Source organism: Bacteroides sp. MSB163 (genome assembly GCF_036416795.1).
Taxonomy (GTDB): Bacteria; Bacteroidota; Bacteroidia; order Bacteroidales; family Bacteroidaceae; genus Bacteroides; species Bacteroides maternus.
Genome location: NZ_CP143867.1, coordinates 2062981 through 2087156, shown reverse-complemented (window position 1 = coordinate 2087156; position 24176 = coordinate 2062981). Strand labels below are relative to the sequence as shown.

Genomic DNA, 24176 nt, shown 5'->3' with positions numbered 1-24176 from the left:
ATAAAAAGCGGTAATACAAAACATTACAAGAAAATCCTCAGTCTCTCCTTTATTTAAATTTATAGCTTTACTACATAAATGCACTTTAATCTAATTTCGAAGTGTCATTCAGAAATATACGATACGTCCATAGTCGACGAATAAGAATTAAGGATAAAGACACCAATACCCCTGTTTTGCAAACATAAAGATACCAATACACGAATTCCGCTAACACACACTTGGATTAAAAATGCTCTTCCGGAACAATGAATCCTCATTTTCCTTGAAATAAATCATCGGTTTACCTCAAACTAACCATGTAATTGGGTAAAATGAATGATGTAATTGGGTAAAACGAATGATGTAATTGGGTAAAACGAATGATGTAATTGGGTAAAACGAATGATGTAATTTACAGGATGGCTACACCCTTTGGGTCAAAAGGTGTAGCCATCTTGTTAAAAGGGTGACACCATCCGGGAAAAAGGGTGTAGCCTTCCTCCAAAACCGGTTTATCCTGTTCTATTTGAATACAAGGCCGAACCATTCAGTATATTACATTTTGCTACAATCGCATCACACATGAAGATTATCTGAAACAAAATAGGGCACAAGAGGAACACTATGCCTTCTTTTTCCCACAAACAGCACTCACTGTGCACTTCCGCCAAACGTCATCCTTACGTTTTTTCTTCTTTCCCTCCGTTAGGGCTTGAAAGAAAACATTCTCGCGCATCAGGATTATCACTTTGTCAATCTGTCAGATTGATAAAGTATGGCATCACTGAGTGATTTTTGGATGATTCAGCTCATACACCGGAAGTTTCAGCCGTAAAGCCGGCAAATGGGGCGATTCGAGAAAAGCTGAAAGAACTGTAAGAAGAAAAGTAGATTTATAGAAAGGACAAACCAAAGTTCAAGTTCAAAGGGGACGGATAGTCGCCATATCCAAACTTTCATAGATAAACAGCATTATATCTATACTAAGTGGTCAAAATAACAGATTATGCAGAAAAAGCAACGCAGACATTAACCGGTATTCCACTATTTATAATAAAAAATTTATCCAAGGAAATTCTTTATTAAGAAAAATTATCCTACATTTGTACCAAGTCTTGCTGCTTATAGAGATAGGTAACGCATAAGACTATAAAATGTGAGTTTAAAAACGCAAGAAGCGAAAGTTATTGTTCCACCCTTAGAATCTGGAAAATTCAACCCCGGAACAATAGCAACAGTTTCTTCACGTCTACGTTATATATAACATAGGCGTGAGGGCTGTTGTTCATCTGGGGCAAGGTATTCCAGAACCTTAAGGGTAGATGAACAGAAACGGTCCTCACGCTTTTTTATATAGTAACCTCCGCCGAAGAGGATAGACGGAAGAAATAGAAAAACACGCTATGACAAACAGCAAGCCGACAAAGTGGTTGCCGACAAAATTATTTTGGGCTATGTGCTTGTGCTTCACAGCTCTTACAACGGAAGCGCAAAACAAAATCCAGGTAACTGCATTCAACCGGATGGAAACCGATGTCACCGCCCGGATCACCGCTCCGCAACGGGATCAGAACGGAGAAGTATGCGCCCTCATCCGCATCGTCACTACTGAAAAAGACCTGATGTTCGAACCGGACGCACTCGGCATCGTTACCCGCGAAAACAAACCCGGAGAAATCTGGCTGTACATCCCCCGTGGAGCACGGCGTATCTCAATCATGCACGATAAGTTCGGTGTACTCCGCAACTACTTCTATCCCGACATTATAGAGAAAGCTACTGTCTACGAAATGGAAATACAAGTAGGAGACGGAACACAGCAAACACCCGTGGATAGCAATACCCAACTCATCGTCATGCGCCCCGACCCGGCAACAGCCGACATCTACATTGATGACGATAAAGTGCCTACCGAAAACGGACTGTTCACCGCCACCATGAAAAAAGGTACCCATACCTATCGCGTAGAAGCTCCTATGTATGCTCCTGAAGCCGGAATCATCGACCTGGGCAGCGAACAGAAAATCATGAGCGTAACGCTGAAACCAAGATTCGGATATCTGGAAATCTTCTCCCTGCCCGAACAGGATGCCAAAGTTTATATAGACAACGAATTGGCGGGGCAAACTCCTTATAAAAGTGACCGCTTACCCCTGAAAGACTATCGGGTACGTATAGAAAAAGAGTTCTTCTTCCCAATGGATAGTACCGTAACGATTAAAGCCGGGCAGACAAGCAGCCTCACTTTCAAGATGAAATCGACCATCAAGCCCAAAGAACCGCGCCGCACACTGGTAATGGCGGAAGTGGGCTATCACCCTTCACAAACTTCTTACGGGGCGATGGTCGGCATAATCAGCAACAACGGGGCATACATTCGTTTCCGCAGCGACTTTGGCTCAGCTTCCACCGATCTGGAATGCGATGACACAGGAGCATTGAGCAATGGCGCAGGTACTCCTTATTATAAAGAAGGTGCCACAACCAAAGCACGCATGTCCATCACAGCAGGATATTTACGAAAAATTGTCAAGCCATTGTATGCCTACATTGGTGCCGGATACGGCAACCGGGTGCTGGCATGGGAAACGATAGACGGCGAACTGGTGAAAAACACTGACCACTCTGCCACTGGTGTAGCCGCCGAAGTAGGAGCCATCGGCCGTTTAGGACAGTTCGCCATATCCGTCGGCTTCCAAACCGTCAACTTCAAATATCATGAACTCAGTGCAGGAATAGGCTTCTTTTTCTGATTCTTAATCTTAATCCTTATTTGAACAATGAAAAGACTACAATATATCATTTGGTGCAGCCTGTTGCTATGGGTGACAGGATGTGAAAAGGACACCGAACCTACAAGTTTTGCACCCACCGTGACGACCGGAAGTGCAGAAGACCTCGATAAACCGGGCATAGACATAACTCTTTCAGGAGAAGTGGCAACCAATCCTCAAAGCACGATTCAAAATGAAATCGGATTTCTAATCGCCACTTCGGAGGAAATCATCACTTCCGGAAGCGAAAAGGCCATAAAGGAAACCGCTTCCTCAAATACAGGCAACAAATACCTCTGCGACTTAAAAGAGATGTCACCGGGAACCTACTATTTCTGTATTTACGTTTCCAGCGGATACAGCATAAAGCGGGGAGAAATCGTATCATTCAGTATCACCGAAAAGACCCCGCGCCTGAATATGGGCAGCATTGCGGACAAAGACCTGACCGCCAGCAGCATGAAAGTATCGGCAACCATCACGGACAAACGGGGATTCGACATCCTCGGACGGGGATTCTGTTGGAGTGTGGAAACCGCCGAACCTTCCGTGAATGGGAACAAAATAGAAGTTAAAGAGACGACAGATACTTTCAGCGCTCTCATCGAAGGATTAAAACCGGAACAAAGATATTACATCCGGGCGTATGCTCTCAATGAAAAGGGAATCGGCTACAGCAATACCATAGAGTGTACTACTCCCGTCAAACAAACAGTTTCCCTATCAGTACCGGATTATAGTGACCTGGATGTGTCATCCGTACATATTAAATCTATCATTACAGCAGCTGCCGATTTCAGTATAATCGAAAAAGGGGCTTGCTTTAGCAAAACGGTAACTTCACCGACAATTAATGACACATCAGCAAAAGATGAGTCAGAAGGAAACGCCGTAGACTTCACAATAACAGGACTTGAAGAAGGGGCAACTTATTATATTAGTGCTTACGCACGTACCCGCGACGGTGTGTTCTATAGCACCAGTATTACGGTGAAGACGCAACAAACTTTTAAGCCGACACTCGGCAATCTTCAGGAAGTACAGGTAAACGATGATAATGCAATCATAAAAGCATCCGTCACAGACAACGGTGGACTTACCATCACCGAAAAAGGGTTCTGCTGGAGTACAAGCAATTCCGAACCGACCCTGGATAATGACTTTGTCGCCTCGTCCTCTACCGGAAATGATTTTGAAGCTGTATTGACCGGACTGAAGTATAATACGGAATATTATGTACGGGCTTATGCCATCAACCCGAAAGGAGTGGGATACAGTAGTGCATTCATTAAAATAAAGACGGGGAGTTCCACCATTGCTACAATAGAAAATATCTCCGCAAGCAATCCTACCCCATCTACCCTCGACGCATCCGCAACGATTTCGAGTGACGGAGGAGCGAAGATTGATGAACGGGGATTCGTCTATAGCCATACAGGAACGCCGACTATAGAAGAAAATGAAGGAATAATCAAGATAGACGGTACCACAGGAGAAATGTCAGCGACAATGACAGGACTTATCGGATATACAACCTATTATATTCGGGCGTATGCTCATAACAAAAACGGATATGCTTACAGCGGTACCACAACGGCAAAAACTAAAAAAACAGACCCGAGCATTGATGATCCGGCATTCCCGGGAACAAGAACGATAAAAAAGAAATAAAATATTAACTACTAAAGATTTAAGATTATGAAGAAGGTATTATTTTCGTTAGTTATGGTTTGTGTTGCGATAGGCAGTGCAAAAGCGCAGGATGTCCTTTTGGCAACATTGCAAAAAGGAGAAACTACACAGTATTTCTATGGCTCGGATGCTTTTAAAGAAGCAATGGAAGCAGCAGAGAATGGAAACACCATTACATTGGGAGCAGGCACATATAATGCTATAGACATCACAAAGGCAGTGTCTATCTATGGTAATGGATATGAGATGAGAGCAGATACTACATCGCAAAAAGAAGGGAATATGGCATTTCCCACCCGAATAGCGGGAGATTTTGCAATAGCACTTGAAACTGTAAATGACGCACCGGCTAAAGGGTTATATATAGAAGGAATTTATTCTGCAGACCGTGTCAGAATAACCAAGCATTTGTCTACGGCATCATTCGTGAAATGCAGATTTCAGAATCTAACCTTTTGGGATGCGGAAAATAAGAATATGACAACGTCTGATGGGGTGTCTATTATTCATTGCCGAGTTGCTAATTGGTTGGAACCGGGAGATTCACAGAATATGGTGGTTAGTAATAGTATCATTAATTACTTAGGGAGCAATACAACTACATCTTCAATATTGTTGCAGAATAATGTCCTCATTTATCCTACGAATAACTTGATTGGAACATTTAGGAATAATGTTATATATTATGTATATACGTATAATGGCTTTGAACAAAGTTATGGTGCCGGATCATCACTCAAATCAGAATGTAATGCATACAACAATCTATATAATTATGAAAATGCCCTCAACGGCGTTATTGTACAAAGTTCTAATTACCGTATAGGTTTTGGCAATACACCTTTTAATGACTATTATGAAGGGCATAGATATCCTCTCCTTGATGGCTGGGAAACCCAATACATCGGCACAGACGGCACTCAAGTCGGAATACATGGTGGTAGCAGCCCTTTCAACACCATCCTCACCATCCCCACCATTGTATCAAAAAACATCGCCCCTAAAACAGAAAATGGGAAGCTGAAAGTCAGCATTACTGTAAAAGTAGGAGATAATACACTATAAAAGACATGAAAAGAATAACTTATATACTATCCTTTCTCCTTTTGTCGACATTGATAAAAGGACAAAATCTGGTAGGATATGAGTACTGGTTCGACACAGACTATCCATCGAAAGTGTATACTGCCCATACTCAGGAACAGATCTCTTTCGAAGCAGATGTATCCACATTCAGTCAAGGCCTACACTATATCACCTTCCGTGCAAAAGACAGCGAAGGGAAGTGGAGTCCCCCCTTAACCCAGTATTTCTATCGCACCAGCACGGATAACGGAGCAGACAATGCCCTAAGCAGTTATGAGTACTGGATTGATAAAGACGTAACGAATAAGAAAACAACAGAAAGTACCAACGGTACAATCATACTCGATTTAGATGTCACTACTCTAACACAGGGGGTGCACTATCTAAACTTCAGAGCGAAAGATAAACTCGGGAACCGGAGTAATCTGTTGACGCAATACTTTTATCGCACCAGCACGGATAACGGAGCAGATAATGCTCTGAGCAGTTATGAGTACTGGATTGATAAAGACATTACGAATAAGAAAACAACAGAAAGTACCAACGGTACAATCATACTCGATTTAGATGTCACTACTCTAACACAGGGAGTACACTATCTGAATTTCAGAGCGAAAGATAAACTCGGGAACCGGAGTAATCTATTGACGCAATACTTTTATCGCACCAGCACGGATAACGGAGCAGATAATGCCCTAAGCAGTTATGAGTACTGGATTGATAAAGACGTGACGAATAAGAAATCCGTAGAAAGCAGCAACGGAATGATTGCGCTTGATTTAGATGTGTCCGACTTATCACAAGGTGTACATTACCTGAATTTCAGAGCGAAAGACAAACTCGGAAACTGGAGTAACCTGTTGACGCAATACTTCTATCGCACCAGTACGGACAACGGAGCAGACAACGCCTTGAATAGTTATGAGTATTGGATTGATAAAGATATTGAAAATAAGAAAACAACAGAAAGTACCAACGGTACAATCATGCTCGATTTAGATGTCGCTACTTTGGAGCGAGGTGTACACTACCTGAATTTCAGAGCAAAAGACAAACTCGGAAACTGGAGTAGCCTGTTGACACAATACTTTGTATGCCCATCAGAGAACATAACAAAAGGCAAGATCAGCAACTATGCTTATTGGCTAAACGATGACTTAAACACGTTACAGACCGGAAACTTCACACCAACAGAAGTCCTCCAATGGGATGGCTTCCTCCTTGACATACCGGAAGCCATCATCCCGAAAACGATGCCGGAAAGCATTCAACTGACAAGTACGAGCAAAGAGAGCGGAACAGCAACATTCGCCTGGGCAAGCGATGTACAATTGAACCTTCAGTTTAAGGATGAAGCGGAACGTTGGAGTGTTGCTTCCATTGACACCTTTGCACATACCAGCAAGCAAACGATAGAAGCAAAGCTGTTGACCTTGAATAAAGGAAGTAACTTTCAAAAGCCTGTAAGCCGGACATTAGAAGCTATTAGCATTGATATCAACAAAGAAGATTCCGTCTATTGGAAAGCGGATCAACCCTGTATTCTTTCTATCTTCAACCCCAAAAACGAGTTGGTATATACTCTCAGTGGTAGCGATATATTAACAGGTAAAAAAGTGAAGACCGAAGAAAAAGGTACATACTATGCCCTGTTGCACGATGCAACCCATGACGAGACCTACAACAAGGATGCAATCACCATCGTCTGCATCGGGCAAAACACTTCCGACACCATTCATGTGGAACCAGCCGGCACTCTGCCCGAACTGGTAGGCGATAAGGAAGCTATCGTCAATCTGACACTTACCGGCTATCTCAACGGAACCGACATCAAGTTCATCCGAAGCCTGACGAACCTGCAACGACTTGACATCAGCGGAGCACGTATAGTAGAAGGCGGGGATAAATACTACGAGAATTATCTCACCGCGGATGATGTCACAGGAGACTATATGTTCTACAACCTGCCCAATCTGACACGCCTCGTACTCTCCAATCATACGACAGAGATTGCCCCAGCAGCTTTAAACAGTTGTACCGGACTGACTGAAATGGAAATTCCTGCCAGTGTAAAGTCTGTAGGGAAAGCCGTATTCAATGGCTGCAACCAATTGCTGCTAATAGACTGGAATGCGCAAGCAACTATCACAGCCGAAAGTTTCGACACACCTGCCAAGATGGGCAATCTGCTTATATTTGCACCGGAAGGAGCAGAATGCACGTATGAAGGAAATGTAGTTATCGGCGGTATAGCCGAAAAGATTACTTTAACTCATGGCAAAGGCTTCCGTGTCCCGCAACCGTTTAAGGTAAAAGACATTACCTATAAACGCAACTTCAGTATGTATTCCGGCAACAAAACAGATGCAGCCGGTTGGGAAGCAATCGCACTACCATTTGATGTGCAAACTTTCAGCAACGAAAAGAAAGGAGAACTGGCACCTTTCAACAGTGGCAAGGAAGGGGTTAAACCTTTCTGGCTGGCAGAAATGACCATTGACGGTTTCCAGCACACCACTGCTATGAAAGCAAATACCCCTTATATCATCTCCATGCCCAACAGCGATTCGTATGAAGATGAGTTCAACATCAGCGGAGAAGTACTCTTCCATGCCGAAGATACAGAAGGAGTAGAGATAAAAGCAACCTCCAACAAGGAACTTGTACGCATAGAAGGAAGCAACCGGATTATGGTCCCAGTTTATGAAACGGTATTCAAGCATGACACAGTGTATGCCATCAACACAGCTACGTATGAGAATATCGCCCCGGGTAGCGCGTTCGTCCGTAACTTGCGCAATGTGCAAGCCTTCGAAGCTTATCTGATTAGCAAAGAGGCAATAGTCAACGCACCGAAACTTTACAGTATCGGAGGAATAGGAGGAGAAATCACCGGCATAGAAGCACTACCTTCCGACGCATGGAATGGAATAGAAATCTATGTCCGATATGGTGTCCTTTACATCAAGAGTGACCGCGAGCGTACGCTTTCCATTTACGATACAGCCGGACACATGGTACGTCAGGTTGAAGTACAGGAAGGTACCACTGCTGTCACCGGACTGGAAAAAGGCATCTATCTGCTGGCAAGAAAAAAGATTCTGGTTCAATAAGTTAATTGTTTGTTAATTTAGAGAAAGGTCCTACACCATGATAAATGAGTGATAGGGCCTTTCTTCTAAATCACTATAACAGTATTTATCTCTGCCAATGATTGACATATCAATAACATTTAGTACATTTACAAAAAGCCGTTTTTCTATGAAACAAGTTATCGTCAATAAGTTAAAAGATTTTTTTAAGCTACAACCTATCGAGAAAGCATGGGTATTCGGCTCTTACTCTCGCGGCGAAGAAACACATGAAAGTGATATTGAAAGAAAAGTATTACATAAAGATATAGACTTAGTAGAAGAAGGGCAATTAAAAGATTTTGCCAAGGATAGTGCAGAACGAGATAAAATATTAATCTATGAGAGAAAAGCCTAAAGATAAAGGACGATTATTGCAAAAGTGTAATGGGAAGCAGTCATATATATGCGGCACGTCCTCGTACATGGATATTATCAGAATAGAAATATATCTCAAAGAACTATAATCAGTAGTATTTAAGCTTACATTAGGCTTAGTGATTGATTTTATCTTCTACCATTTATTGCCATACCAATAACATTCAGTACATTTGCAGAAATACAGGTGACTTAATATGGCTTTACCAATAAATATAGAAGACTTAATAAAAGGCAACACCGTTGAATGGGAACGAATTGAATTCAAATCCGGTTGGAATCCGGAAACGATCATCCATACTTTGTGTGCTTTTGCCAATGATCTCCATAACTGGGGAGGGGGATATATAACCATCGGAATCAATGAAAATAATGGTAAGCCGGAATTACCTCCCATTGGATTAAATGAAAACTGTTTAGATAAATTGCAAAAGGAGATCATTAACATAGGTTACCAAATACAACCTAACTACTTTCCAATCATCCAACCCTATATTCTGCAGGGTAAACACATTTTAGTGCTTTGGTGCCCTGCAGGAGATAACCGTATGTATACTGCCCCAGTAACGCTTGGTTCAAAAGCGCAACGGCAACCTTATATACGTGTAGGTAGTGAGAGTATTATAGCCAAAGATGAAAACCTGCGTCAACTGCTAGAACAAACTGCACATATTCCATTCGACGACCGCATTAATCACCAAGCTAAAATCGATGATTTTGATTTAAGTCTTATTCAAGCTCATTTACAAGAAATCAAAAGTGACTTATATGCCGAAAGTACCAGAATGCCACTAGTAGATTTGGCAAAAGCAATGTATATAGCAAAAGGTCCGGAAGAAGATTTACGTCCGGTAAACGTTGGGTTACTATTCTTCTCAAAAAATCCCGAGAAATTCTTTCCCCGTTCATGGATTGAATTGGTATGGCATAAAGATGGATCGGGACAACTATTTGAAGAATATTACTTCAAAGGATGCATACAAAAGCAATTAAGAAATGTTCTGGACTTTATTCGCACTAATATCATCGCTGAAAAAGTTATCAAGCAAAAAAACAAGGCAGAGGCATTAAGATTCTATAATTTTCCCTATGTAGCTATAGAAGAGGCCTTATCAAATGCAATATATCACAAAAGTTATGAACGACAATCTCCAATAGAAATACAAATATGGCCAGATAAAATAGAAATACTAAGTTTTCCAGGTCCTGTTCCCCCAGTAGACTTTAAAGTATTGAAAACCAAACGTCGCATTGTGGCTCGTGAATATAGGAATAGACGTATCGGTGATTTTCTGAAAGAATTACAACTAACTGAAGGGAGAGGGACTGGTTTTCCTGCAATATACGGCGCATTAGAAGCCAATGGCTCACCTAAGCCTATTTTTGAAACAGATGATATCAGTAGCTATTTTCTGGCAATCATCCCTGCTCATTCTTTAGCGGACAAGATATTTACAAAACCAAGTGCCGATATAGATATTAAGCTAACCTTTAGCAATATAAATGACCTTATTGACTTTGCAAATCAAGTTAGCGACCAAGTTAGCGACCAAGTTAGCGACCAAGTTAGCGACCAAGTTAGCGACCAAGTTAGCGACATACTAAATAAAGAAATTCATGGTAGAGTTAAAGAAATGTTAGTGCTCCTGCAGCAAAGAATTCCCCGAACCGAGCTTTTCGAAAAAATGGGATTAAAAAACCATTCTGATAATAGAGCCAGATACTTAGATCCGCTACTTGCACTGGGCTGGGTAGAAATGGAATTCCCAAATAGAAGAACAAGTCCTAAACAAACGTATAAAATATCTGGGCCAGGTGAGCGAATTCTCTTATTATTAGATGGAAGATCAAATTAACTTCCAGAACCTTAAGATAGAGCCCCGTCCCAACGGATTGTAAATCTGATTGAGTGGCGTATCAAGTATACTCGATAAAGGTATCAATTAAAAATCAGTAGTTCAGTAATACATCATTCTAAACCTAATATTTAACCATTTATGGAACATCCCCTATCCCAATTCAAATACTGCCCCAAGTGTGGCTCCGCACATTTTGATATCAACAATGAAAAGTCCAAACGCTGTGCCGACTGTGGATTCGTCTATTATTTCAACCCATCCGCTGCCACCGTGGCACTGATAATGAATGAACGGAACGAACTGTTGGTATGCCGCCGTGCCAAAGACCCCGCCAAAGGAACACTGGATTTGCCTGGTGGTTTCATCGACATGGCGGAAACCGGAGAAGAAGGAGTTACGCGTGAAGTAAAAGAAGAGACAGGAATGGAAGTGGAAAAGGCGGAATATCTCTTTTCCTTGCCTAATATATATGTGTATTCCGGTTTTACTGTCCACACACTGGATCAGTTTTTCCGGTGCTCAGTCACCGATACATTGCATTACAAAGCCATGGATGACGCGGCAGATGTTTTTTTCCTGCCGCTAAAAGATATACATACAGAAGATTTCGGACTAGGTTCAATCCGGAAAGGATTAGAAATATTCCTGAAAGAAAAGGAAAAATGACTCAAATAAGAAGTTTTTTTTCTCCTATTGGCAAAAAATATTTCCCCAATAGGAGAATAAAAAGATGCTATTTATTTCTCACCATTCCTAAAAAAGCCAAACAAGTGTAACAAATTCGACTTAAAACCCGTACTTTTGTAAAAACGCGTTGCATTATGAAGAATAAACTCTCCCGAATACTATGCACGGCACTCTGCTGTGCACCTTTGCTCGCTACGGCACAGACCAGCGAGAATATCACTTCCCCTCAACGACTTTACCAGGAAGGACAGTCACTGTTCCAACAAAAAGCGTATGCAGCTGCCATCCCACCGTTGCAAGCATTCGTACGCCAGATAGATGCAGAAGGCAAGCCCCTGCCTGTCACAGGCGAACGGATGGAAGCCGAGTATATGCTGGTATGTGCTGCCTACGAACTAAAAGACCTTAAAAGTTTAGACAAATTGCAGGCCTATCTGGATGAATATCCCGATACCCCCTATGCCAATCGCATTTATGCACTTATGGCATCCGTATATTTCTTCGAAGGAAAATACGATGAGGCCATGGCCATGTTCAATTCTTCCCGCCTCGACCTGCTGGGAAACGAAGAACGCGACGATATGACGTACCGCCTGGCAACCTGCTATTTGAAAACAGGTAATGTGAAAGAAGCTGCCATATGGTTCGAAACTCTCCGTAGTACCAGTAAAAAGTATGCAGCCGATTGCACATACTACATTTCTTATATCCGCTACACCCAGCAACGTTATGACGAAGCAATGACCGGCTTCCTGTCTTTACAGGATAACGCCAAATACAAAGCGCTTGCACCTTATTATATTGCAGAGATTTACCTGATTAAAAAGAATTATGATAAAGCGGAAATAGTAGCGCAGAATTATCTGTCCGCCTACCCGAATAATGAATATACAGCTGAAATGTACCGCGTTCTCGGTGATGCCGACTATCACTTCGGAAAGTATCACGAAGCCATGGAGGCATTTGAAAAGTATCTGGAAAACAATAAAGAGGCTGCCCCCCGTCGGGATGCACTCTATATGCTGGGACTTTCGTACTACAACTGCGGTGTATACTCCAAAGCGGCCAATACCCTCGGTGAAGTAACCGCTGAAAATGACGCATTGGCACAAAATGCCTATCTGCACATGGGGTTGGCTTATCTGCAAATGTCAGATAAGAACAAGGCACGCATGGCATTTGAGCAAGCTGCTGCCTCCAATGCAGATATGCAAGTCAAAGAGCAGGCGGCTTACAATTACGCCCTTTGTATTCACGAAACCTCCTATTCCGCTTTCGGTGAATCTGTTACTGTTTTCGAGAAATTCCTTAATGAATTCCCGAACTCCCAATATGTAGACAAAGTCAGCAGTTATCTGGTAGAGGTATACATGAATACCCGCAGTTACGAAGCCGCCTTGAAATCCATCGAACGAATCATTCACCCGAGCACTGCAATTCTGGAGGCGAAACAGAAAATCTTGTTCCATCTCGGTACACAGTCTTTTGCCAATGCACAATTCCAGGAAGCTATCGGTTACTTTAACCAGTCTGTAGCCTTGGGACAATATAATCTGCAAAACAAGGCGGATGCTATTTATTGGAGAGGAGAAGCTTATTATCGTCTGAACCGGATGCAGGAAGCAGCAAGTAACTTCAGTGAATATCTGAATCTTACTCCGGACAGAAATACAGAAACTTATGCACTGGCATACTATAATCTGGCCTACATAGCTTTTCATGAGAAAGATTACACACTTGCCCAGAACCGTTTCCTGAAATTCACGCAACTGGAAAAAGGAGAAAATCCCACTGCACTCGCAGATGCTTACAATCGCATAGGTGACTGTTATCTGCACGTACGCCGTTTCGATGAAGCCAAGCAGTATTATACCAAAGCAGAAAACATGGGAACTCCTGCAGGTGATTATTCTTTCTATCAGCTGGCTTTGGTTGCCGGCTTGCAGAAAGATTATGATGGTAAGGTTGCATTGCTCAACCGCATGGCAAACAAATATCCGTCTTCGCCCTATACCGTAAATGCTCTTTACGAAAAAGGCCGTTCGTATGTACAGACAAGCAACAGTCGCCAGGCTATCGCAGCATTTAAAGAATTGCTGGATAAATATCCCGAAAGCCCGGTCAGCCGCAAAGCCGCTGCTGAAATCGGCCTGCTTTATTACCAAAACGATGAATATGATCGCGCGATAGATGCTTACAAGCATGTAGTAACCCAGTATCCGGGTAGTGAAGAAGCACGTCTCGCCATGCGTGACCTGAAATCGATCTATGTAGACGCTAACCGCGTAGATGAATTTGCCGCCCTGGCAGCCAAGATGCCGGGAGAAATCCGCTTTGATGCCAGTGAGCAGGATTCTCTGACTTATATCGCCGCAGAAAAGGTATATATAAAGAGAGAGATCGCTCCTGCCAAATCAAGCTTTACCCGTTACCTGCAAAGCTTCCCCAACGGTGCATTCAGTCTGAACGCCCATTACTATCTTTGTGTGATTGGCAAAGAACAGAAGGATGAAGCCGCCGTATTGGAACATGCCGGCAAACTGCTGGAATATCCAGATAATCCTTATTCACAGGAAGCACTCATTGCACGTGCGGAAATCCTGTTCAACCGTAAGCAGTTTGACCAGGCATTGAATGACTACAGACAGTTGAAAGCAAAAGCTACCACTCCCGAACACCGACAGCTTGCAGAAACAGGAATGCTGCGCAGTGCCGCCCTGATGCAGGATGACGTGGAAACAATCGCTGCTGCCACCGACCTGCTTGCCGAAACCAAATTGACACCGGAGCTACGCAACGAAGCCCTGTATTTCCGTGCCAAGGCTTATCTGAACCAACGCGCCGACAAGAAAGCCATGAACGACCTTCAGACACTGGCTAAGGATACACGCACACTTTATGGGGCCGAAGCCAAATATCTGGTTGCTCAACAACTGTATAAGGCAGGTGAATACGCTGCTGCTGAAAAGGAAATACTCAACTTCATTGATCAGAGCACACCACACGCTTACTGGCTGGCAAGAAGTTTCGTTCTGCTGTCGGATGTATATGTAGCAATGGATAAAAAACTGGATGCACGCCAATACTTGCTGAGCCTGCAACAGAATTACCATGCCGACGATGACATCGAACAGATGATTAATGAAAGATTAGAAAAACTGAAGTAAAAACCTCGTCAATTATAAATATGAAAAAGGTACAATATATATTCGGGGCATTGGCACTTATAACCATACCGAACTGGGTGCAAGCCCAAACGCAAGCTAAAGATACTACCCTGAGCCGCACGGTCGTGGTAGAACAAGAATATAATCCGGACATCATAGATGCTTCCAAAGTAAACGTACTGCCCAAGGTAATGCCGCCAACAGTCAGCAAAAAGACTGTGGAATATGATGCCACACTCGCACCTGCGGGAAATATCCCTGCAACTACCATGGAGGCGTATACAGGAGCTGAAAGCCAGGATAAAGCCAAACGCGGCTACGCCCGTCTGGGATATGGCAATTACGGCAACCTGGACGCTCGTGCCAATTATCTGTTCATCCTGCCTAACAGTGACAAACTGAACCTGAATTTCCACATGAACGGCATGGATGGCAAGTTAGATCTGCCTGATTCCAAGGATAAATGGGATGCACGTTATTACCGTACACATGCGGGCATGGATTATGTACATGCTTTCCGGAAAATGGACTTAAATGTAGCCGGAAACTTCGGGCTAAGCAACTTCAACTTCATGCCCGGCAGCACAAATAATAAGCAGAAATTCCTGTCGGGTGATGTACATTTCGGAATAAAATCAACCAGCGAAGAATTACCGCTTCAATTTCATGCCGAAACCAACCTGATGTTCTACGAACGCCAACACGATATACAATATCAGGACGCACAGGAAGTTATGGTACGGACAAAAGCCGGTGCAATGGGAACGATCTCTGAAGAGCAGTTTGTTGGAGTAGATCTCTCCATGGACAATACGTTCTACAAGAACAATCTTTTTGAAGATTATACCTCTGTGGAATTAAATCCCTATTATCTGTATCAAAGCGAAGACTGGAAAATCCGTCTCGGCGCTCACGTGGATTTCGCATTCGGATTTGGCAAGAAATTCCGGATAGCACCGGACGTGACAGCCCAATATATCTTCTCTGACAGTTACATTCTCTACGCCCAGGCTACAGGCGGACGACAGGCTAATGATTTCCGCAGGCTAGAAATGGTTTCACCTTATGGTCAGAGTAATATACAACTGGATGCCACCTACGAACAGCTGAATGCTGCCCTCGGCTTCAAGACCAGTCCAGTAACAGGTTTATGGTTTAATATTTATGGTGGATATCAGGATTTAAAGAATAATCTTGCTTCTGCCGCAATTGAGAACTATAGCGGTTCATACCTTCAATTGTTCCAAGGAAATATGCATAACATATATGCAGGCGCCGAAGCCAGCTACAGCTATAAGGATATTATTTCCTTCACCGCTTCGGGCGTTTACCGTGACTGGAAAACTGCTAAAACAGAAAATAACAGCGGAGACCAGCTACTCTATTACATGCCTTCTTTCGAAGCAAATTTCAAGGTAGACATTCGTCCGGTTTCTTCTGTCCTGATCAACCTCGGTTATCAGCACATCACTCGTGAGAAGATAGGCAACGAGCGTGTAGATCCGGTTGGGAATCTATACCTTGGCGGTAGCTACGAAGTCTTTGAAGGCATATCAATCTATGTGCGTGCAAACAATTTATTGAACAAAGACTACCAATATTATTGGGGATATCCCACAGAAGGTATCAATTTCATGGGTGGAGTGAGTTTTCGTTTTTAACAAACAACGTGGCAAAAAAAGTCATTTTTGCTAAAAAAGAATATATTCTCCACATATTATAAGGTGGAAACAATTGTTTTTTTCTACTTTTGCGGGCGAATTCAGTGGCAGGAGCCACTATAAAACAGAAATTTATGCCAAAAAACCTTGTCATTGTCGAATCACCGGCAAAAGCAAAAACAATTGAAAAGTTCCTGGGAAAAGATTTTAAAGTTCTTTCCAGCTATGGTCATATACGCGACTTGAAAAAGAAAGAATTCAGCATTGACGTTGAAAAAAACTTTGAACCGGACTATGAAATTCCGGAAGATAAGAAAGCACTGGTTAAGACACTGAAAGCTGAAGCAAAAGATGCTGATACCGTATGGTTGGCTTCCGATGAGGACCGCGAGGGAGAAGCCATCGCCTGGCACTTGTATGAAGTATTAAAACTGGAACCGGAACATACCAAACGTATCGTATTCCATGAAATCACCAAAACCGCTATACTGAAAGCTATCGAGCAACCACGCAATATTGATATCAATCTTGTCAATGCTCAGCAGGCACGCCGCATTCTTGACCGTATTGTAGGTTTTGAACTTTCTCCTGTATTATGGAAAAAAGTGAAACCCGCACTCTCTGCCGGACGTGTACAATCCGTAGCTGTCCGACTCATTGTAGAGCGCGAACGTGAAATACATGCTTTCCAAAGTGAAGCATCTTATAAAGTCACTGCTGTTTTCCTTGTTCCCGACACTGACGGAAAACTCATTGAAATGAAGGCGGAACTTGCACATCGCCTTAAGACCAAAGCTGAGGCGCAGAAGCTCTTGGAAAGCTGCCAATCGGCAATATTTACCATTGAAGATATTACGACACGTCCGGTAAAGAAGAGCCCGGCTGCACCGTTCACTACTTCTACTTTACAACAGGAAGCCGCACGCAAACTTGGCTTCACTGTAGCACAAACGATGATGGTAGCTCAACGATTGTATGAATCAGGACGTATTACTTATATGCGTACCGACTCCGTAAACTTATCGGAACTCGCCATCAACGGCAGCAAAGAAGCCATTGCCAATATGATGGGAGACAAATACGTACATCCACGCCACTTCAGCACCAAGACCAAAGGAGCACAAGAAGCGCATGAGGCCATCCGTCCCACATATATGGAGAATGCACAGATAGAAGGCAGTGCACAAGAGAAGAAACTTTACGACCTGATCTGGAAACGTACCATTGCTTCTCAAATGGCAGATGCCGAACTGGAAAAGACAACAGCAACCATCAGTATAAGCAATACATCCGAGGCCTTCAGCGCCACGGGAGAAGTTGTGAAATTCGACGGTTTCCTGCGTGTATACAGAGAATCTTATGATGACGATGTGGAACAGGAAGATGAAACCCATCTGCTGCCACCGTTAAAGAAAGGCCAGAAGTTAGAGTACCAAAACATTACTGCCACTGAACGCTTCACACAACATCCACCCCGCTATACAGAAGCAAGCTTGGTGCGCAAACTGGAGGAATTAGGCATTGGGCGTCCTTCTACTTATGCGCCTACGATCTCTACCGTTCAACAACGTGAGTACGTAGAAAAAGGAGATAAAAATGGTGAGGAACGTTCGTACAATGTAATTACCCTGAAGAAAAACAAGATTACAGACGCCACCCGTACTGAGATTACCGGAGCAGAAAAAGCGAAACTGCTACCTACAGATACGGGTACAGTAGTGACTGACTTCCTGACGCAGTATTTCCCCAGCATTATGGATTATAACTTTACAGCGAGTGTAGAAAAACAATTTGACGAGATTGCCGAGGGAGATACAAAATGGACGACTATCATGAAGACGTTCTATAAAACCTTCCATCCGTCCGTAGAAAGTACTCTTGCCGCCAAGAATGCACACAAGACCGGAGAACGCATATTGGGAGAAGATCCTGTTAGCGGCAAGCCTGTAAGCGTTAAAATCGGACGTTTTGGCCCTGTTGTACAAATTGGAAGTGCTGAAGATGAAGAAAAACCCCGCTTCTCTCCTTTAAAGAAAGGTCAATCCATCGAAACAATCACTTTAGAGGAAGCAATGGATCTGTTTAAGTTACCTCGTACTCTTGGTGAACATGAAGGTAAAACGGTTACTGTCAATGCCGGACGTTTCGGACCGTACATCTACTACAGCGGGACTTATACTTCACTTCCCAAAGGCGTAGATCCGATGGAAATAGAATTGAAAGAGGCTTTGGAATTAATAAAAGAAAAAGCGGAAGCAGAAGCAAAAAAGCACCTCAAGAAGTTCGACGAAGAACCTGAACTGGAAATCATGAACGGAAGATATGGCCCTTACATTGCTTATAAAGGCAGTAATTACAAAATCCCAAAGGATATCGTTCCGGAAGATTTAAACCTGGATGCCTGCATGGAAATCATCAAGTTGCAAAGCGAGAAAGCTGCATCCGCTCCAGCTAAGCCGAAACGAGGGAAATACGCCAAAAAGAAAGCATAAAAGGATTATAAAGCAATCAGCCCCGGAATGACCAATACATTCCGGGGCTGATTATTTTTATAGATAGCTGTTTTTACATTCTATCCGGCACTTCAATACCCAGCAAGCCCATGCTGATGCGAACTACCTTCGCTACATTTTCCGACAAAGCGAGACGGAAAACTTTCACAGCCTCATTCTCTTCACGCAGAATGCTAAAATCATGATAGAACTGATTGTATTCTTTCACCAGGTCATAAGTATAGTTGGCAATAATAGAGGGACTGTAATCCGTACCTGCCTGCTTCACTACAGCAGCAAAGTCGGCTACCATCTGAATAAGGCTTTCTTCTTTCTCACTCAACTCAATACCAACAGGTATTTCAGCGGGAATTACAATACCGGCTTCAGCAGCCTTACGCATTACAGATTGAATACGCGCATACGTATATTGAATGAACGGACCTGTATTTCCATTAAAGTCAATTGACTCTTTCGGATTGAACGTCATATTCTTACGGGCATCTACCTTGAGGATGAAATATTTCAAGGCGCCCAAACCAACAATACGAGCGATATTGTCAGCTTCTTCCTGAGACAGACCATCCAGCTTGCCCAATTCATTAGAAGTTTCTTTGGCAGTACTAATCATTTCTTCCATCAAATCATCAGCATCTACCACTGTGCCTTCGCGGCTTTTCATCTTACCTTCGGGCAATTCCACCATACCATAAGAGAAATGTACGAGACTCTTTCCCCACTCAAATCCAAGCTTGTCAAGCAGGATGGAAAGTACCTGGAAATGATAGTTCTGTTCGTTGCCTACTACATAAATCATCTTGTCAATAGGATAATCAGCAAAACGTAATTTAGCTGTACCTATATCCTGAGTCATATAAACAGAAGTCCCATCAGCACGTAGTAGCAACTTATGATCCAAACCTTCAGCAGTAAAGTCAGCCCATACGGAACCATCTTCTTTTTTATAGAAGAACCCCTTTTCAAGGCCCTCCATCACCTTCTCTTTCCCTTCAAGATAGGTATTTGACTCATAATATATTTTGTCAAAGCTTACACCCATTTTACGGTAAGTTTCATCAAAACCTTCATACACCCAGTTATTCATTTTAGTCCAAAGCGCACGCACTTCCGGATCATTAGCTTCCCACTTCACCAGCATTTCGCGGGCTTCATTCATTAGAGGAGAAGCGGCTTCAGCCTTTGCTTTAGCTTCTTCTTCCGTCGCGCCTTCAGACTGAAATTTAGCCATCAATTCCTTCACTTCAGCTTTATAGTGCTTATCAAAAGCAACGTAATAATCGCCTACCAAGTGGTCCCCCTTCTTTCCTGATGATTCGGGTGTTTCACCGTTACCATATTTGGACCAGGCCAGCATGGACTTACAAATATGAATACCACGATCGTTGACAATATTTGTTTTTACCACTTTATTGCCATTTGCCATCACAATGTTGGCTAAAGCATTGCCCAGAAGATTATTGCGTACATGTCCCAAGTGAAGTGGTTTGTTGGTATTGGGTGAAGAATATTCGATCATCACCAACGGAGAATTATCCGTGGCAGCAACAATACCGTATTGCTTATCGGCATGAATGTCATTCAACAATTCAATCCAGGCGGAAGAAGCGATAGTCAGGTTCAAGAAACCTTTGATTACATTGAATGCAGCTATCGAAGGTTCGTTAGCTTTCAGGTATTCGCCAATCTCCTGTGCTGTCTGCTCCGGTCCTTTCTTCGACATGCGCAGGAAAGGAAAAACTACCAGCGTGAGGTGTCCCTCAAATTCTTTCTTGGTTTTTTGCAGTTGCACCTGTGCGGCAGGCACGTCCTGTCCATACAGCGCTTTCAGTCCGTTGATGACGGACGCTACCAGTTTATCTTCTATATTCATGATTTAAAAGTATTTTCCGGGCGCAAAGATACTATATTTTGGCGAATTACGCGTTGCATCTGTACGGATAATAAAAAAGGAGACACCTCATAGCACCTCCTTTTCTATTTTTCATTCATAGCCTTCCTTTATTCGATGGCCAAAGTCAACTCCATACCAGGTTTAAACTTAGCAACTTTCTTTGCAGGAATCGTAATGCTCTGTTTGGTAGAAGGATTAATGCCCAGACGTGCTGCTCTCTCTACTACAACGAACGTACCGAAGCCAACCAATGATACTTTGTCACCAGCCTTTAGGGCTTTCGTGATTGCTGCCATGAAAGCATCTAATGCTTTCTTAGAATCCGTTTTGGTCAAACCGGACTCTGCCGCCATAGCGTTGATAAGTTCTGACTTATTCATAATACTAAAATTAAATAATTAATATGTTACACAAAAGATATCCGCATTAGTCGTTCACAAACCTCTACAAAAATAGAGCAATATTTCTGAATATCAAATAAAAACATTAAAAAAAGATTGGATTTTGGCGAAAAATAAAGAATAGAAAGGCGTTTTTCTGTTATAGAACAGAATTTATTCGTATTTTTGCGACTCATTGAACGAAATAACAAATTATGAATGCTATACCAACAGTTACTAAGAACCTATTAATCATTAATGTACTGGTCTTTCTTGCGACCATTGTTGCTCAAAGTTATCATCTTGATTTAGCCCGTTATCTGGGCCTTCATTTCTTTCTTGCCGATGACTTTAACATAGCGCAACTTATCACATACATGTTTATGCATGGAGGTTTCACGCATCTTTTCTTTAACATGTTTGCCGTGTGGATGTTTGGTCGCATACTCGAACAAGTATGGGGACCCAAACGTTTTTTATCTTACTATATGATATGTGGTATAGGCGCAGGCTTAATCAGCATGCTGGTAACCTACATACGTATTCAGGCTGCAAAGGCCGGAATGAGTCCGGAAATGATTAATACCGTATATCAGGAAGGCGCTCAAATCATACGGGATAATATGAATTACACCTATCCGCCCATGGCAAATCTGAATGCTCTCTTAAACGGAGTTACCGTAGGAGCTTCAGGAGCCGTGTATGCCATTTTGCTGGGCTTCGGAATGTTGTTCCCCAACCAGCCGCTATTCATATTCCCGCTGCCGTTTCCGATAAAAGCCAAATACTTTGTTATCGGATATGCACTGATTGAACTGTACGCTGGTTTTGCCAACAATCCTAACGACAATGTAGCGCACTTCGCACACTTGGGCGGTATGATATTCGGTTTTATACTGATAATGTACTGGAGAAAAAAAGATAGAGGAAATGGGTACTATTATAACTGACCTTAAAGAAGCTTTTCGCAGAGGGAATATTTATATCCAGCTGATTTATATCAACGTAGCTGTATTTGTAGTCACTACGCTGACGGAGGTAATTCTGCAATTATTCAATCGCAGCCTCGGCGGTGCGTTTGAATGGCTGGAATTGCCCGCTTCACCCACACAGTTCATCATACAGCCATGGTCACTGTTCACATATATGTTTATGCATGCAGGATTTTTACATATCCTGTTCAACATGTTGTGGCTATACTGGTTCGGAGCACTATTCCTAATGTTCTTCTCAGCCAAACATCTGCGCGGGGCGTATATCTTAGGGGGTATTTGCGGTGGATTATTGTACATGGCAGCCTATAATATCTTTCCGTATTTCCGCCCGATGGTCGATTATTCATTCATGTTGGGGGCATCCGCTTCCGTGCTTGCTATCGTAGCTGCTACAGCGTACCGCGAACCTAACTACCCCATCCGGCTGTTCCTCTTTGGTACGATACGGTTGAAATATCTGGCACTGATTGTCATCGGTACGGATTTACTGTTCATTACATCCAGCAATGCAGGCGGACATATTGCCCATCTGGGCGGTGCATTGGCGGGACTCTGGTTTGCTGCCGGACTCAGTAAAGGAAAAGATATCACTGCCTGGATTAACAAAATTCTAGATGCTATCGTTTCACTGTTCAGCTTCAAGCCCCGCAAACCGAAGATGAAAGTTCACTATGGTAACAGCCGTCAGAAAGACTATGACTACAACGCCCGCAAGAAATCTCAATCCGAAGAAATAGACCGTATCCTCGATAAACTGAAAAAATCAGGATATGAAAGCCTGACCACAGAAGAAAAGAAAAGTCTTTTCGATGCGAGCAAACGATAGTACAGAAAATGGGAATAAAGCATATTGGTAAATTCGTAGCCTACCTGATTTTAGCGGTTAATATTTTCTTTATAAGCTTGCTGCTTCTCACCGCTTACAGCCCGCACATCAAGCCGGTTGCTCACCCCGTAGAGTCCTGCTTCGGGCTGACATTTCCTATTTTCCTGGTGATAAACATCTGTTTTTTCATCTTTTGGCTTATTATTCAAAAGTATAAGTTTGCACTTTTTCCACTGGTAGCATTTCTTTTATGCTATTCACAAATACGGACTTATCTCCCGCTCAATTTCCACACTAGCAAATTACCCGAAAACAGTTTCAAGGTCTTGTCATATAACATCATGGGCTTCGACGGAGCGGTCAAAAAGGATGGTGAGAATCTCATTCTGAATTATCTGAAGAATAGCGGAGCAGATATCTTATGCCTGCAAGAATACCAAACGATAGAATCTCCCCGTTATCTCAGCCAGAAAGATGTGGAAAAGGCTTTAAAAGATTATCCCTATCATAACATCCAGATAGTGGGAAGAGGAAGTGGAAAAGGCCACACCAACCGGATAGCCTGCTACTCTAAATTCCCTATTCTTTCATCCCGTAAACTGGATTATGTCAGTGAATACAATGGTTCAGTGGTTTATGAACTGAAAATGGGAGAAGATACCGTAATGCTCATCAACAATCATCTGGAATCTAACAAGCTGACTAAAGAAGACAAAGTAGTCTACGAAAGTATGCTCAAATCTCCTGAAACGGAAAAAGTTAAAAGCGGTGCACGCCTGCTCATCCGCAAGCTAGCAGAAGCATCCGCCATTCGCGCCCCACAAGCAGACAGTATCGCCCAGGAAATCTCAGCGTCACGATACCCTTATATCATCGTCTGCGGCGACTTTAACGATACACCGATTTCCTATGCACACCGGGTCATTGAAAAAGGATTAAATGATGCTTTCACCAAGTCCGGCCGCGGACTGGGTATTTCTTATAATCAGAATAAATTCTATTTCCGGATAGACAATATCCTGGCAAGCAAAAACCTTAAACCTTATAACTGTACGGTGGATCGTTCCATAAAAGAATCCGACCATTATCCAATCTGGTGTTATCTGAAGAGAAAAGATTGAAAAACGAATTAATAATTAATACTTTATACCTAA

Annotated in this window: 15 protein-coding genes; 13 read left to right on the top strand and 2 right to left on the bottom strand. The window is 42.7% G+C overall.

Going from position 1 to position 24176, the window contains the following annotated elements; genetic code table 11:
* Window positions 1-1385 precede the first annotated feature (1385 nt).
* The 10 genes from VYM24_RS07225 to topA all read left to right on the top strand — a co-directional run bounded on the left by VYM24_RS07225 (window position 1386) and on the right by topA (window position 18909).
* The gene (locus tag VYM24_RS07225; RefSeq protein WP_330941867.1) at window positions 1386-2735 is read left to right on the top strand and encodes a PEGA domain-containing protein; all 1350 of its coding nucleotides are present in this window, start codon (window positions 1386-1388) and stop codon (window positions 2733-2735) included.
* 27 nt (window positions 2736-2762) lie between these two features.
* The gene (locus tag VYM24_RS07220; RefSeq protein WP_330941866.1) at window positions 2763-4427 is read left to right on the top strand and encodes a fibronectin type III domain-containing protein; all 1665 of its coding nucleotides are present in this window, start codon (window positions 2763-2765) and stop codon (window positions 4425-4427) included.
* Between the two features lie 27 nt (window positions 4428-4454).
* Window positions 4455-5513 (top strand): hypothetical protein, encoded by a 1059-nt coding sequence (locus tag VYM24_RS07215; protein WP_299095997.1) that lies wholly within the window; start codon window positions 4455-4457, stop codon window positions 5511-5513.
* A 5-nt stretch (window positions 5514-5518) separates the two neighbouring features.
* A complete protein-coding gene (locus VYM24_RS07210) occupies window positions 5519-8647 on the top strand; it encodes a leucine-rich repeat protein (protein ID WP_330941865.1) in 3129 nt (1042 codons plus the stop codon).
* Window positions 8648-8795: 148 nt separating this feature from the next.
* Window positions 8796-9023, top strand: a complete 228-nt coding sequence (locus VYM24_RS07205) for a nucleotidyltransferase domain-containing protein (RefSeq protein WP_217716028.1) — start codon at window positions 8796-8798, stop codon at window positions 9021-9023.
* 217 nt (window positions 9024-9240) lie between these two features.
* Window positions 9241-10899: an RNA-binding domain-containing protein gene (locus VYM24_RS07200; protein ID WP_044263862.1), complete on the top strand. Its 1659-nt coding sequence runs from the start codon at window positions 9241-9243 to the stop codon at window positions 10897-10899.
* Window positions 10900-11040: 141 nt separating this feature from the next.
* Window positions 11041-11568: an NUDIX domain-containing protein gene (locus tag VYM24_RS07195; RefSeq protein WP_044263864.1), complete on the top strand. Its 528-nt coding sequence runs from the start codon at window positions 11041-11043 to the stop codon at window positions 11566-11568.
* Window positions 11569-11723: 155 nt separating this feature from the next.
* On the top strand, window positions 11724-14756 hold the full coding sequence (locus VYM24_RS07190) for a tetratricopeptide repeat protein (RefSeq protein ID WP_330941864.1): 3033 nt from the start codon (window positions 11724-11726) through the stop codon (window positions 14754-14756).
* A 20-nt stretch (window positions 14757-14776) separates the two neighbouring features.
* Window positions 14777-16417, top strand: coding sequence for a TonB-dependent receptor (locus VYM24_RS07185; protein ID WP_330941863.1), 1641 nt, complete (start codon window positions 14777-14779; stop codon window positions 16415-16417).
* A 134-nt stretch (window positions 16418-16551) separates the two neighbouring features.
* A complete protein-coding gene (topA, locus tag VYM24_RS07180; protein ID WP_291555031.1) occupies window positions 16552-18909 on the top strand; it encodes a type I DNA topoisomerase in 2358 nt (785 codons plus the stop codon).
* A gap of 73 nt (window positions 18910-18982) precedes the next feature.
* Here the strand turns inward: topA and argS are convergent, their stop codons facing one another.
* Both argS and VYM24_RS07170 read right to left on the bottom strand, forming a co-directional pair.
* Window positions 18983-20800, bottom strand: coding sequence for an arginine--tRNA ligase (argS, locus tag VYM24_RS07175; RefSeq protein WP_330941862.1), 1818 nt, complete (start codon window positions 20798-20800; stop codon window positions 18983-18985).
* Between the two features lie 128 nt (window positions 20801-20928).
* A complete protein-coding gene (locus tag VYM24_RS07170) occupies window positions 20929-21201 on the bottom strand; it encodes an HU family DNA-binding protein (protein WP_291553833.1) in 273 nt (90 codons plus the stop codon).
* A gap of 215 nt (window positions 21202-21416) precedes the next feature.
* On the opposite strand from VYM24_RS07170, the gene VYM24_RS07165 reads away from it, so the two are divergent.
* From VYM24_RS07165 to VYM24_RS07155, 3 genes are read left to right on the top strand one after another with little or no spacing between them, the layout of a single operon-like run.
* On the top strand, window positions 21417-22151 hold the full coding sequence (locus VYM24_RS07165) for a rhomboid family intramembrane serine protease (protein WP_291553831.1): 735 nt from the start codon (window positions 21417-21419) through the stop codon (window positions 22149-22151).
* Complete coding sequence (locus VYM24_RS07160; RefSeq protein ID WP_291553829.1) at window positions 22132-23022, top strand: rhomboid family intramembrane serine protease; 891 nt, start codon at window positions 22132-22134, stop codon at window positions 23020-23022. The genes VYM24_RS07165 and VYM24_RS07160 overlap by 20 nt, the downstream gene beginning before the upstream one ends.
* A gap of 14 nt (window positions 23023-23036) precedes the next feature.
* Complete coding sequence (locus tag VYM24_RS07155) at window positions 23037-24143, top strand: endonuclease/exonuclease/phosphatase family protein (RefSeq protein WP_044263903.1); 1107 nt, start codon at window positions 23037-23039, stop codon at window positions 24141-24143.
* The last annotated feature ends 33 nt before the right edge of the window (window positions 24144-24176 follow it).